Origin of the sequence: Bradyrhizobium sp. UFLA03-84 (genome assembly GCF_002289535.1) — a bacterium.
In the GTDB taxonomy this organism is placed as follows: domain Bacteria; phylum Pseudomonadota; class Alphaproteobacteria; order Rhizobiales; family Xanthobacteraceae; genus Bradyrhizobium; species Bradyrhizobium viridifuturi.
The window spans coordinates 132,641-144,679 of the sequence record NZ_NSJY01000013.1; the positions used below are offsets into that span (position 1 = coordinate 132,641).

A 12,039-nucleotide genomic window follows, 5' to 3' on the forward strand; every position below is an offset into this window, starting at 1 on the left:
GAAAACATGGGGTTTCCATAGCAGCCAAGCGGGCAAATCGCAAAGCCCCCGCACCCGTAAATCCGACCCCGCCGGGGGTGCCCTAGGGGCGGCGCCGGGCCGGATTTCCGGCCACGATGGTGCCGGCCGCGACGTCCCGCGTCACCACGCTGCCGGCCCCGACCAGGGCGCCGTCGCCGATGGTGACGCCGGGCAGGATGATGGCGCCCCCACCGATCCAGACGTCGCTCCCGATCCGGATCGGGCGGCCGAATTCCAGCCCGGCGCGGCGGGTTTCGGCATCGCGCGGGTGGTCGGCGGTATAAATCTGCACCGCGGGCCCGATCTGGGTGCGATCGCCGATCACGACCTCGACGACGTCGAGGATGACGCAGTTGAAGTTGAGGAACACGCCGTCGCCGAGGCTGATATTGCTGCCGTAATCGCAGAAGAACGGCGGGCGGATCATGGCGTCCTTGCCGACCTTGTGGAAGCGCTCGGCGAGCAGCGCGTTCAACTCGGCCGCGGACGACGCGCCCGACGCATTGTAGCGTGCCATCCAGCGTTCCGCCGCGGTATGGTCGGCGGCGATCTCCGCATCCGGACGATACAGTTCGCCCGCCAGCATTTTTTGCTTTTCAGTCTTGTTCAATCAATCGCTCCGAGCTGCGGGAACGCGTTCGGCGCGGCGGCGAGGTGCGCGCGCGCCTTGGCGCTGTCGTCATCCATCTGGCGTATCAAAGCCTCGATGGTGTCGAATTTCAGCTCTTCGCGAATGAAACCGATGAATGCGACATCAAGGACCGCGTCGTACAGGTCGCCCTTGAAGTCGAACAGGAACACTTCGAGCAGCGGCGCGCCATTGTCGAAGGTCGGACGGCGTCCGAAGCTTGCGACACCGTCGAACCGCTGCGCGCCCTTGCCGACCCGTACCGCATAGATGCCGTGCTTCAGGCCGCAATGCTTGTCGAGCCGGATGTTGGCTGTGGGATAGCCGAGATCGCGGCCGCGCTTCTCGCCATGGATCACCTTGCCGGTGACGAACCACGGTCCGCCCAGCATGGTGGTGGCGTCGGTGACCTCGCCTTCGGCGAGCGCCATGCGGATGGCGCTGGAGGAGACCGGGCGCTCCGCGATGTCGACATGGGCCTGCACATCGACCTCGATGCCGAGCCGCGGTGCTTCGCTGACCAGCAGGCTCGGCGAGCCGACCCGGCCCTTGCCGAAATGGAAGTCGTAGCCGACCGCGATCCCGCTGATGCCGAGCCGGCGGATCAGGTCATGGTGAATGAAATCCTGCGCCGACGTCCCGGCACGCGCCTTGTCGAAGGTCATGACGACGGCGCCGGCGAGCCCGGTCGCTGCGAGCAGCCGCAGCTTGTTGGTCTCGTCCGTGAGGCGGAATTGCGGGGTGTTCGGGCTGAAGAAGCTGCGCGGATGCGGCTCGAAGGTCACGGCGAGCGCGGGCACGCCGTGCGCTTTGCCCATCGCCAGCGCCGCACCGATCACGGCGCGGTGACCGAGATGGACGCCGTCGAAATTTCCCATCGCGACCACGCTGCCCTTCGGGATGACGCTTTCGGGGGTGCTGTCGCGGATAACGGTAAAGGCGGTGCTCATGTCAGGTATTCTTCAAGGATTCTTAAGCATGATTGTTGCGCGCCGGACCGTGACGCGGCGGCGGCGTGGAAGTCAAGCGTAGCGAAAATCGCGTCAAATCCGTAACAATCCGGATTCAGCGGGTTAACGCGCTGTTTAACGCCAGCTGTTACTCGTTGCCGGAAAGCTGCGTTCGTGCAGAAGCCAAGTTGCGTTAGGCGTTTTGGGGGAAAAGATGGCGGTTGATTTGTCCATGCCGGTTCTGGTGGTTGATGATTACAGCACCATGATCCGCATCATCCGGAATCTTCTCAAGCAGCTTGGATTCGAGAACATCGACGATGCCTCGGACGGCTCCGCGGCGCTCAACAAGATGCGCGGCAAGAAGTACGGCCTGGTAATTTCCGACTGGAACATGGAGCCGATGACCGGCTACGACCTGCTCAAGGAAGTCCGCGCCGATCCCAATCTGGCGACCACGCCCTTCATCATGATCACGGCGGAATCCAAGACCGAGAACGTGATCGCGGCCAAGAAGGCTGGCGTCAACAACTACATCGTCAAGCCGTTCAACGCGGCCACGCTGAAGACCAAGATCGAGGCGGTCTTCCCGGACATGGCGACGGCGTAAGACGCTCGTCCATCGCATCTACTGAAATTCACGTCGTGCCCGGGCTCGTCCCGGGCATTGACGTCTTGGGTTGACGGTAAGGCGAGCGAACGCATCCGCAATTTCGGAATATTAGAAGTATGCCCCTGAGTTGCCCGACGTGTCAAGGCGACCGGTCGAACACCCGGCGCCGTGGGCCGCTTTGCATGGGGTTGTTTTCGATATTTTGGCAGCGCGCCGTTGCGGAGTTGGCCGCTACCACTTCAGCTCGCGCATCAGTGCACGCGGCGGGTGGCCGAACAGTTCCTTGATCGAGGCCGCATCGAGCTGCTCGATGCCCTCGAACTGTTCGGAATGGATGCCGCGGGTGACGAACAACAGGTCGATGCCGAAGCCATGGGCGCCGGTCAGGTCGGTGCGCACGGAATCGCCGATCGCGAGCACGCGGCCGAGTTCGGTCGGATGTCCGCGGCGCTCGGTGGCCAGCGCCATGGCGCGCTCGTAGATCGGCCGGTGCGGCTTGCCGTAGAAGATCACCTCGCCGCCGAGCTCGCGATAGAGTTCGGCGATCGCGCCGGCGCAATAGATCAGCCGGTCGCCGCGCTCGACCACGATGTCGGGATTGGCGCAGACCAGCGTCAGCTTGCGGTCAAGCGCCTTGAGCAGCGTGTCGCGATAATCCTCGGCGGATTCGGTCTCGTCGTCGAACAGGCCGGTGCAGATGATGTAGTCGGCCTGCTCCAGCGGCACCATGGTGGCGTCGAGACCGCGATGGATCGAGCTGTCGCGCTCGGGGCCGATCCAGAAGATCTTCTGGCCGGGATGATCGGCCACGAAGTGGCGGGTCAGGTCGCCCGAGGAGACGATCGCGTCGTAGGTCTCATCCGCGACGTCGAGCTTGCGCAGCTGGCGCTGCACGGAATCGGCCGGCCGCGGCGCGTTGGTGATCAGGATCACCGTGCCGCCCTGCTTGCGGAAATTGTGCAGGGCCTCACAGGCCTCGGGAAAGGACTCGAGCCCGTTGTGCACGACGCCCCAGATGTCCGACAACACGACGTCGACATCGCCGACGAGGTCGCGAAATTGCTCGACGAAGCGCAATGACGTCATGATGCGAGCCGTTGACTAGTTAGGACCGAGGGCGCGGCGCGCCAGCGCGGCGCTGCCGGTTGCGCGCGGCGGCGCTGTTGGGCTGGTGACAGGTGCTGAAGTGCCGGCGCCATTGAGGTCCTGGGGTTTGGCCTGCGGAGCCTCGGCGGTAGCAGATGCCCCTTCCGGCCGCAACGGTCGCGGCGGTGCGAACAGGAAGCCCTGGCCGAACCGGACATCATAGTCGAGCAGGTCGACCACCGAGCGCTCGCCCTCGATCCGTTCGGCGATCAGGTCGATGCCGTAGCGGCCGAGCAGGTCGGACAGATCGGACGGATGGATGTCTGACGTCGCGCTCTGCCTGGTGTCGAGCAGCAATGCGGCCGGCACCTTGATGAAGCGGACACCGCGATCGGCGAGCTCGCGCGGCTCGAGGCGGAGGTCGCTGACGTGGTCGATCGAAAACCGGTAGCCGCGCTGCGACAGCGCCGCGAGGTTCTCGCTTTCGACCGGGCCGAGATTGCGGAAGGTCGCCTGCTTGAACTCGAGCACGAACGACGGCGCCAGCGCGCGGTTGGCCTCGAGGAAGTCGAGGCACTGGGTGAAATACGCGGGACTGGCCAGTGTCGCCGCCGAGACGTTGCAGAACACGCCGACATCCTTGCTGCGGATCATCAGGCGGCGCAGCACCTGGACGCAGCGAAGCATCACCATGTGATCGATACGGCCGATCAGGCCGGCGTCCTCGGCCGCCTCGATGAAATCGTCGGCGGCAAGCACCTCGTCGCGCTCGTCGCGCAGCCGCGTCACCGCCTCGTAATAGCGCACCTTGCGCTGCGGCAGCGTCACCATCGGCTGCAGGTAGATGTCGAGCCGGTTCTCGTCGATCGCATGCCTGATCGCGCCGACGAGCTGGGCCTGGCTGCGCGAGATCGGCGGCGGCGGCGCGACTGGCGGCGGGGGTGCGAACACGACGGTCGGGGCCGGCGCCACCGGCTGCAGCAGATCGTCGCGCAGCGAAGTGACCGGCTGCGCCACGGGAGCTGCCGCCAGCAGATCCTCATGATGGGCGACGGATGCCGCAAGCTGCCGCACCAGTCCGCCAAGCTCGCTGATCTCGCCGGCCATGCCCTGCATCCGGTCGGCGCCGGTGGAATTGGCCGAGGCGACACGGCCCTCGACCGCGGCCAGCCGGCGGCCGAATTCGGCGACCTGGCGGGCGAGGTCGGCGGTGCCGCGCGACAGATCCGCGATCTGGCCGCCGACATCGCTGCGGTCGCGCAACCGCATCGAGACGGCGTTGTAGAGGATCAGGCAAGTGAGGGCGGTGAGCGCCACGATCGCCGATTCCGATCCGCTGATACCCACCACCGAATACAGGACGAAGCCGAGCGAGGCTGCGACCAGCACCATGCAGATGGCGATGAAGATCGTCGAAATGCGAATCATGTCGCGCGCCCGCGCCCTCCGTCCGAACATCCCCGGCGCGCAAGCTTAGCACCATTGTTGATTCGACGGGTCTGCGATCTTCGGAACCGGCTGGAACTGCACACGATTTTCGCTTCGCTTGATTCGGCTCCGCAGCCGGGCTCCGTAATAGTCCGGACCGGCCGCACCGGTCCGCTCAGAGGTCGGCGGCGGCGATCCAGAACACCTCGCCCTCGGAGTCCTCGGTGTCGAGCCAGAGCAGCGGCAGGCTGGGATAGGCGGCCTCGAGATTGTCGCGACCGCGGCCGATCTCGCAGAGCAGCCCGCCCTGCGGGGTCAGATGTTGCCTGGCCTGATCGAGCAGGCGGCGGACGATGTCGAGCCCGTCAGGGCCGCCGTCAAACGCGATCTTCGGCTCTGCCCGGCACTCGCGCGGCAGCGCAGCCATGCCTTCGGCATCGACATAGGGCGGGTTCGAGATGATGAGATCGTAGCGCCTGTCGCCGAGCGGCTTGAACAGATCGCCGCGATGGAGCGTCAGGCGGTCGTCGAGGCCATGATCGGCGACGTTGCGCGCGGCGACCTCGAGCGCATCCCTTGAAATATCGACGGCATCGACGGTGGCATTGACGAAATGCCGGGCGGCGAGGATTGCAAGGCAGCCGGAGCCGGTGCAGAGGTCGAGCACGCTTTCGACCTCCGCGGGATCGCCGATCAGCGAGGTGCCGTCCTCGTCGCCGCCGAAATGCGAATCCAGCAATTCGCCGATGAAGGAGCGCGGCACGATGGTGCGCTCGTCGACATAGAACGGCAGGCCGCGCATGTAGACCTTGTTGACGAGATAGGCGGCGGGCTTGCGCGTCGCGATCCGCCGCTCGATCAAATCGAGGATCTGCTTGCCTTCGGCAAGCGTCACACGCGCAGTCGCGAAATTTTCGAACTGGTCGGGATGCAGATGCAGCGTCTCGGAGATCAGGAACGCGGCCTCGGCCACCGGATCGGTGGTGCCGTGCGCGAACACGAGCTTTGCCGCGTTGAAGCGGCTCACCGCATAGCGCAGGAAATCGAACAGGGTGTGAAGCTCGCCGGCCCCAACCTTCGGCATCTTTGGCGCGGCTGGGCTGCGCTTTGCCGGCACTTTGCTGCGCTTGGCCATCAGGATTTGGTCCAGCGCGCGGCGGCGGCGTCGTCATGGTCGCGCGCCTCGATCCAGTTCGTGCCGCGGGCGCTTTCCTCGCGCTTCCAGAACGGCGCGTTGGTCTTCAGATAGTCCATCAGAAACTCGGCAGCCTCGAACGCGGCCTGCCGGTGCGCGGAGGCGGTTACGACCAGCACGATGTTCTCGCCCGGCGCGATGCGGCCGAAGCGATGGATGACGGTGAGGCCCTGCAACGGCCAGCGCGCCAGCGCCTCGTCGGCGTGACGTCCAATCTCGGCTTCCGCCATTTCCGGGTAATGTTCGAGCGTCAGGGCTGCGATCGGCTCGCCCTGTTCGCTGCCGCGGCAGATGCCGCTGAAGCTGACGACCGCGCCGACATCGGTGCGGCCCTTGCCGAGAGCAGCGATCTCCTGCGCGACGTCGAAGTCGGCTTCCTGGATACGGATGGTCGCAGCAACAGCCATGATTGGATTTAACCGCCGGTCATCGGCGGGAAGAAAGCGATCTCGCGGGCGCCGAGGATTGCGGCATCCTGCTTGACATGGGCGTGGTCGATCGCGGCGCGGATCACCGTGGGCTTCTCGAAAGCATAGGCGTAGGCATCGTCGCGCGCGGTGAGCCAGCCGATCAGGTCGGCGACGGTCCGCACCTCGGCCGGCGGCTCGACGGTCTCCTCGGCCTTGCCGACGCGCTCGCGGACCCAGGCAAAATATTTCAGCTTCATCCCTCATCCTCCTTGATGAGGTGATGGATGCCGGCGCGGAAGTAATCCCAGCCGGTGTAGATCGTGAAGATCGCCGACATCCACAGCAGCACGATGCCGATCAGGGTGGTTGCCGGGAACACCTGTTCGCCCGCTTCGCCGGCGATCAGAAAGCCGATCGCGATCAGCTGGATCGTCGTCTTCCATTTCGCGAGCTTGGTGACGGGAACGCTGACCCTGAGCCCCGCGAGATATTCGCGCAGGCCCGAGACCAGGATCTCGCGGCACAGGATCACGATCGCCGCCCACAGCGTCCAGCCGTGGATCGAATTGTCGGCGGCCAGCATCAGCAGGCTGGAGGCGACCAGGAGCTTGTCGGCGATCGGATCGAGCATCCGGCCGAACGCGGATTGCTGGTCCCACATCCGGGCGTAGTAGCCGTCGAGATAGTCGGTGATCCCCGCTGCGATGAACACGGCAAGCGCCACCCAGCGCAGCCACAACGGGCCGTCCAAGATCGACTGCCAGTAGACGCAGCCGATCACCACCGGAATGGCGGCGATCCGGGCGTAGGTCAGGATATTCGGGAGGGACATGGTCTTGGTCTGTCCCCGGGTCGTAGCGATGTTCATCCGTTCTACCAATACCGCTGAAGCGAGAAGGTCAACCGTGCGGGCGCCAAAGCGCGGCAACATTACGCGGAATCGTCATGGCGCTTTAGCTCGTTGTTTAAGCATGATCTTTTCGGACAGCCGCCTCACACTTTGCCGCATCATGCCCTAGATGCCCTGTTGCAGGCGACGCCCTGATGACTCGCCTTTGGTTTAACCCGGCTGGGCGTGGAAAAACTCGAAAATCTTGCGGGCGCTCTCGGCGCTGACGCCGGGAACCTTGCCGAGGTCGGCGATCGAGGCCCGCTCGATCTCCTTGAGCGTTCCGAAGTGGTGCAGCAAGGCACGTTTGCGCGACGGGCCGATGCCGGGGATCTCCTGCAGGCCGGCCTCCCGGATGTCCTTCTTGCGCAGCTTGCGGTGCGAGCCGATCACGAAGCGGTGGGCCTCGTCGCGCAGCCGCTGGATGAAATAGAGCACCGGGTCGCGCGGCTCCAGCTTGATGGCCTCGCGGTCCGGCATGAACAGGGTCTCGCGGCCGGCATCGCGCTCCGGCCCCTTGGCGACCGCCATCAGCGAGACCCCGCTCAGTCCGAGATTCCCGAAAATCTCCCTGACCGCGTTGAGCTGGCCGCGGCCGCCGTCGATGATGACGAGGTCAGGCCATTGCGGAAACGACTCGTCATCGGCCTTGTCGCTTTCGTTGGGCTTTGCGCCGTCCTTGGCCGTCTCGCCCTCAGGCGGCTTCAAGAGACGCTTGAAGCGCCGCTCCAGCACCTCGCGCATCATCCCGTAGTCGTCGCCGGGCGTCAGTCCCTCGGACTTGATGTTGAACTTGCGGTACTGGTTCTTCATGAACCCGTCGGGCCCGGCCACGATCATCGCGCCGACCGCGTTGGTGCCCTGGATGTGGCTGTTGTCGTAGACCTCGATGCGCTTTGGCGTGTGCGGCAGGCCGAGCGTCGTGACCATGCCCTCCAGCAGCCGGCTCTGGGTTGCGGTATCGGCGAGCTTGCGGCCGAGCGCCTCGCGCGCATTGGTGAGCGCGTGGCCGATCAGCTCCTTCTTCTCACCGCGCTTGGGCACGGAGACCTCGACCTTGGATCCGGCCTTGACCGAGAGCGCGTCGGCGAGCAGCGCGCTTTCCTCGATCTCGTGCGACAGCAGGATCAGCTTCGGCGGCGGCTTGTCGTCGTAGAATTGCGCGAGGAACGAGGACAGCACCTCCTCGGGCGTGAAGCTCTTCTCGGCCTTGGGGAAGTAGGCGCGGTTGCCCCAGTTCTGGCCGGTTCGGAAGAAGAACACCTCGACGCAGGAATAGCCGCCCTCCTGGTGGATCGCGAACACGTCGGCTTCTTCCACGGTGCGCGGATTGATGCCCTGCTGCGATTGTATCGCCGACAGCGCCGCGAGACGGTCGCGGTACAGCGCCGCGGTCTCGAACTCGAGCTCGCCGGAGGCCTTCTCCATTTCGGCCGCGAGCAATTCCTTCACGGCATGGCTGCGCCCGGAAAGGAATTCGGTCGCCTCGCGCACCAGCTCGCTATAGCCGGGAAAATCGATCTCGCGCGTGCAGGGGCCTGCGCAGCGCTTGATCTGGTAGAGCAGGCAGGGCCGGGTGCGGCTTTCGAAGAAGCCGTCGGTGCAGGAGCGGATCAGGAACGCGCGTTGCAGCGCCGTGATGGTGCGGTTGACCGCGCCCGCATTGGCGAACGGGCCGAAATAGCGGCCAGGCCGCGACTGCGCGCCGCGATGCTTGAGGATCTGCGGCGCCCAGTGATCGCCCGAGATCAGAATGTAGGGAAACGATTTGTCATCGCGCAGCTGCACGTTGAAGCGCGGGCGGAGCTGCTTGATCAGGTTGGCTTCGAGCAGCAGCGCCTCGGTCTCGGTCATGGTCGAGACGATCTCGACATGCGTGGTCGCGGCGATCATGCGCAGGATGCGCGCCGGCAACGGCGCGTTGGCCCGCGCATAGGACGACAGCCGTTTTTTGACGTTCTTCGCCTTGCCGACATAGAGCACGTCGTTGCCGGCGTTGAGCATGCGGTAGACGCCGGGCGAGGTCGGGGCGAGCCGCACCGCGTTCTCGATTGCGGCGTGCCCGACCGAGAGCGTCCCCTCGGCGACCGTCTCGGTGCTGTCCTCCGAAGCCTCGGGCAGACGTGCCTCGTCCTCCTCCTCGGCGGCGGAGCTCTCGGGATCGACGTCGCTGGTGTCGAGTGTCAGGTCGTCCTGCGGCAGGTCGGACCTTGAGCCGCGCCGTGGCTTGGCGGTGGCCTTGGCAGCGGGCGTCGGACGTTCGGGAGAATCGTGAACCATGGGCCGTAAATTAAGCGCTCGAACGACCGCTCGCCAGCGTCGGCGGCGCAGGAAAACAACCTCGATTGCAGGAGGTTACCGGCTGCGCGCGGCTGCCGCGGCGGGGCGGTAACACATTGTTAAGACTGATGAGCGGGCCGGTAACCGGGCTTAACAGCCCTTTAACTTAAAACTCTCGATAAACCTTAGCGAAAAAAGTGGAATTCCGTAACCACGCAGGCCTTGGCCCGCGGGCTGCGGCAGTTGCGTGTGGAGAGTACCCATGACCCGGTTTGTTGCGCGTGCGCTGGCACTGATCGTCGCAGGCTGGACGACCTCGGCGGCGGCGGCCGACCTCAACTACGGCTCGCCCTATACCGTCTATCAGCCGCTCAATGCCTATAGCTGGGCCGGGCCCTATCTCGGCGGCAATGTCGGTTATGGCTGGGGTTCGGTCGAGAACAACCCGACCAAGCCGTCCGGCTTCGTCGGCGGCGTGCAGGCGGGCTACAATTTCCAGAACGGCTCACCCTGGGTGTTCGGTATCGAGGCCGATATCCAGGGCACCACGGCCGACGACCGGTTCGCGCCCTGGAAATTCTCCAACCCGTGGTTCGGCACGGTGCGCGGCCGCGCCGGCTATGCGGTCAACAACGTGCTGTTCTACGCGACCGGCGGTCTCGCCTTCGGCGAACTGCGCGGCGAGACCTTCGGCATGACGGAGAGTCACACCAACGCGGGCTTCACCGTCGGCGCCGGCGCCGAAATGGGCTTCGCCCCGAACTGGAGCGCCAAGATCGAATATCTCTATGTCGATCTCGCCAACAGCAACTTCACGGTCACCGGCGGCGCGTCGAACGGCTACAGCTTCAGCCTGGTTCGCGCCGGCATCAACTATCACTTCTGAGAACAAGAAAACGTCTGAGATCGACTCCCGGCCGCGCCTCGCGCGGCCGGGTTTTTCTTTGCGCATATCACGCTTTGCGTAGATCACGGCGACATCGCGCGCGGCGGCGTCAACGCCGTGACGTCGGCGCAGCCAACCGATCGGCCGCGCGCATCCGATATGCGGCACCGTCAGTCGCGTCCGCATCATGCAGGCTGTCATGCAGCGAGCGCGAGCCACGCGCTCGGCAGTCAACTCACACGCAACGCTTCATTCGCCGTTCAGGACGAGCCGCGCATCGCGAGGGCTCGTCATGAAACCACCAGGTTGACCGCTTTCGGGCCCTTGCCCTTCTTGTCCGGCTCAACCTCGAACGTAATGCGCTGTCCTTCAGTCAGGTCCTTCAACCCTGCACGTTCGACAGCTGTGATGTGAACGAACACATCGCGGCCGCCATCATCAGGCTTGATGAAGCCGTAGCCACGCTCTCCGTTGAAGAACTTGACTGTCCCAGTCATGGCCATCGGGAAACTCCTCCCCCGTATTGCTCCACCGCTACGCGCACGCCGCGTAGCGGTTGACCGACATTCGCTTGTCGGAAGCTTGGCCACCTGAACAGGCCGGCGTCACGCCGCCGGTCTGCCTGGATCTTATTTCGGCCTTGTCACTCCGCCGCAACCATTCGCGGAAGCGGAACGTAAAGCCAGTCGTAACAGGATGAGCATAATACGGTTCCGCGCGCGTTGCCTATGCTCAAAATCGAACTTTTCAGTGGGTGCTGTAGATCAAGGTTTAGGCGTCTCGAGTCTGAAGCGTGCCGCGCCGCCCTGACCAAGCGGCTTCTCGAGTTCGGGCAGGATGATCTTCAGCTCGTTCGCCAGCGTCCACGGCGGATTCACGATCAAAAGGCCGGTGGAAACGAGGCCGGCTTCGGCTTCTTGCGGCGCCACACTGAATTCCAAACGCAAGCATTTGCCGGCGGGCCTGCTGGTTGCCGCTGCAACGGCAACGCTGCGCGCGAGTTCGTCGGTGGCTCTCCGGGATTTTACGGGGTACCACAAAAGATAGGCGCCGGTCGGCCACTTCGCGAACGCCGTCGTGAACGCGCCGGCCAGCCGCTCGAACTCGTCCTTCGCTTCGAACGGCGGGTCGATCAGCACCAGGCCGCGCCGTTCGTTCGGTGGCACGAATGCGGGCAGCGCCATCCAGCCATCGAGATCGACGACGCGCGCCTGCGCGTCGCGTCGCAATGCATCGATCAACTGCTTGCGCGCGCCGGGCTCGATCTCGCAGGCCGTCAGACGATCTTGCGGACGCAGCAGCGCCCGCGCGATCAGCGGTGACCCCGGATAGGTTTTCAATTCGCCGCGTGGATTGAATGCCCTGACGATGTCGAGATAGGGCCCGATCAAGGGCAGTGCCTTGTCGGAGAGTCGCGCCTGCATCAGGCGCGCGATGCCGGTGAGCCATTCACCGCCGCGCTGCGCTTCGCCCGACGTCAGATCATAGAGGCCGGCGCCCGCATGGGTGTCGATGACGCGGAACGGCGCCTGCTTCTCCTGCAAATAGGTGAGCATGCGCACCAGCACGATGTGCTTGATGACGTCGGCAAAGCTGCCGGCGTGAAAGGCGTGACGGTAGTTCATGCTGTGATCGCGCTGCGCTCCCGAGGGT

General features: G+C 64.8%; 13 protein-coding genes. 2 read left to right on the forward strand and 11 right to left on the reverse strand.

Annotated elements, in window-relative coordinates; all coding sequences use genetic code 11:
• Window positions 1–82: 82 nt before the first annotated feature.
• Together CK489_RS14640 and CK489_RS14645 are read right to left on the reverse strand one after the other, a co-directional pair.
• Window positions 83–631, reverse strand: coding sequence for a sugar O-acetyltransferase (locus CK489_RS14640; RefSeq protein WP_050628818.1), 549 nt, complete (start codon window positions 629–631; stop codon window positions 83–85).
• Window positions 628–1,599: a bifunctional riboflavin kinase/FAD synthetase gene (locus CK489_RS14645; RefSeq protein ID WP_095732753.1), complete on the reverse strand. Its 972-nt coding sequence runs from the start codon at window positions 1,597–1,599 to the stop codon at window positions 628–630. The genes CK489_RS14640 and CK489_RS14645 overlap by 4 nt, the downstream gene beginning before the upstream one ends.
• Before the next feature lie 214 nt (window positions 1,600–1,813).
• Here CK489_RS14645 and CK489_RS14650 point away from each other — a divergent pair, with 214 nt between their 5' ends.
• Complete coding sequence (locus CK489_RS14650; RefSeq protein ID WP_016844467.1) at window positions 1,814–2,209, forward strand: response regulator; 396 nt, start codon at window positions 1,814–1,816, stop codon at window positions 2,207–2,209.
• Window positions 2,210–2,443: 234 nt separating this feature from the next.
• On the opposite strand, the gene CK489_RS14655 is transcribed toward CK489_RS14650, so the two are convergent.
• The 7 genes from CK489_RS14655 to uvrC all read right to left on the reverse strand — a co-directional run bounded on the left by CK489_RS14655 (window position 2,444) and on the right by uvrC (window position 9,500).
• Window positions 2,444–3,298 carry a TIGR01459 family HAD-type hydrolase gene (locus tag CK489_RS14655; RefSeq protein WP_050628820.1) on the reverse strand — a complete coding sequence of 285 codons (855 nt, stop codon included), beginning with the start codon at window positions 3,296–3,298 and terminating at the stop codon, window positions 2,444–2,446.
• Window positions 3,299–3,313: 15 nt separating this feature from the next.
• Window positions 3,314–4,726, reverse strand: coding sequence for an EAL domain-containing protein (locus tag CK489_RS14660; RefSeq protein ID WP_095733636.1), 1,413 nt, complete (start codon window positions 4,724–4,726; stop codon window positions 3,314–3,316).
• A 175-nt stretch (window positions 4,727–4,901) separates the two neighbouring features.
• Window positions 4,902–5,861: a 50S ribosomal protein L3 N(5)-glutamine methyltransferase gene (prmB, locus tag CK489_RS14665; protein WP_095732754.1), complete on the reverse strand. Its 960-nt coding sequence runs from the start codon at window positions 5,859–5,861 to the stop codon at window positions 4,902–4,904.
• Window positions 5,861–6,328, reverse strand: a complete 468-nt coding sequence (locus CK489_RS14670; protein ID WP_050628822.1) for a molybdenum cofactor biosynthesis protein MoaE — start codon at window positions 6,326–6,328, stop codon at window positions 5,861–5,863. The genes prmB and CK489_RS14670 overlap by 1 nt, the downstream gene beginning before the upstream one ends.
• An 8-nt stretch (window positions 6,329–6,336) precedes the next feature.
• Window positions 6,337–6,588 carry a molybdopterin converting factor subunit 1 gene (moaD, locus tag CK489_RS14675; RefSeq protein WP_050628823.1) on the reverse strand — a complete coding sequence of 84 codons (252 nt, stop codon included), beginning with the start codon at window positions 6,586–6,588 and terminating at the stop codon, window positions 6,337–6,339.
• Complete coding sequence (gene pgsA, locus CK489_RS14680) at window positions 6,585–7,199, reverse strand: CDP-diacylglycerol--glycerol-3-phosphate 3-phosphatidyltransferase (RefSeq protein ID WP_050628824.1); 615 nt, start codon at window positions 7,197–7,199, stop codon at window positions 6,585–6,587. Before pgsA ends, moaD begins: the two co-directional genes overlap by 4 nt.
• A gap of 192 nt (window positions 7,200–7,391) precedes the next feature.
• On the reverse strand, window positions 7,392–9,500 hold the full coding sequence (gene uvrC / locus CK489_RS14685; RefSeq protein ID WP_095732755.1) for an excinuclease ABC subunit UvrC: 2,109 nt from the start codon (window positions 9,498–9,500) through the stop codon (window positions 7,392–7,394).
• Window positions 9,501–9,762: 262 nt separating this feature from the next.
• Between uvrC and CK489_RS14690 the strand changes: the two genes are divergently transcribed.
• Window positions 9,763–10,386: an outer membrane protein gene (locus CK489_RS14690; protein ID WP_095732756.1), complete on the forward strand. Its 624-nt coding sequence runs from the start codon at window positions 9,763–9,765 to the stop codon at window positions 10,384–10,386.
• 290 nt (window positions 10,387–10,676) lie between these two features.
• Here the strand turns inward: CK489_RS14690 and CK489_RS14695 are convergent, their stop codons facing one another.
• Entirely contained in the window at window positions 10,677–10,889 is a 213-nt protein-coding gene (locus CK489_RS14695; RefSeq protein WP_016844477.1) for a cold-shock protein, read from the reverse strand.
• A gap of 261 nt (window positions 10,890–11,150) precedes the next feature.
• Window positions 11,151–12,011, reverse strand: coding sequence for a 23S rRNA (adenine(2030)-N(6))-methyltransferase RlmJ (locus CK489_RS14700; protein WP_050628826.1), 861 nt, complete (start codon window positions 12,009–12,011; stop codon window positions 11,151–11,153).
• Window positions 12,012–12,039 lie beyond the last annotated feature (28 nt).

Bases quoted from the DNA above. Each gene is read 5' to 3' on its own strand.
- CK489_RS14700 (WP_050628826.1), bottom strand. From the start codon at position 12,011: ATGAACTACCGTCACGCCTTTCACGCCGGCAGCTTTGCCGACGTCATC.
- CK489_RS14670 (WP_050628822.1), bottom strand. From the start codon at position 6,328: ATGGCTGTTGCTGCGACCATCCGTATCCAGGAAGCCGACTTCGACGTC.
- uvrC (WP_095732755.1), bottom strand. From the start codon at position 9,500: ATGGTTCACGATTCTCCCGAACGTCCGACGCCCGCTGCCAAGGCCACC.
- moaD (WP_050628823.1), bottom strand. From the start codon at position 6,588: ATGAAGCTGAAATATTTTGCCTGGGTCCGCGAGCGCGTCGGCAAGGCC.
- CK489_RS14695 (WP_016844477.1), bottom strand. From the start codon at position 10,889: ATGGCCATGACTGGGACAGTCAAGTTCTTCAACGGAGAGCGTGGCTAC.
- prmB (WP_095732754.1), bottom strand. From the start codon at position 5,861: ATGGCCAAGCGCAGCAAAGTGCCGGCAAAGCGCAGCCCAGCCGCGCCA.
- CK489_RS14660 (WP_095733636.1), bottom strand. From the start codon at position 4,726: ATGATTCGCATTTCGACGATCTTCATCGCCATCTGCATGGTGCTGGTC.
- pgsA (WP_050628824.1), bottom strand. From the start codon at position 7,199: ATGAACATCGCTACGACCCGGGGACAGACCAAGACCATGTCCCTCCCG.
- CK489_RS14690 (WP_095732756.1), top strand. From the start codon at position 9,763: ATGACCCGGTTTGTTGCGCGTGCGCTGGCACTGATCGTCGCAGGCTGG.
- CK489_RS14655 (WP_050628820.1), bottom strand. From the start codon at position 3,298: ATGACGTCATTGCGCTTCGTCGAGCAATTTCGCGACCTCGTCGGCGAT.
- CK489_RS14650 (WP_016844467.1), top strand. From the start codon at position 1,814: ATGGCGGTTGATTTGTCCATGCCGGTTCTGGTGGTTGATGATTACAGC.
- CK489_RS14645 (WP_095732753.1), bottom strand. From the start codon at position 1,599: ATGAGCACCGCCTTTACCGTTATCCGCGACAGCACCCCCGAAAGCGTC.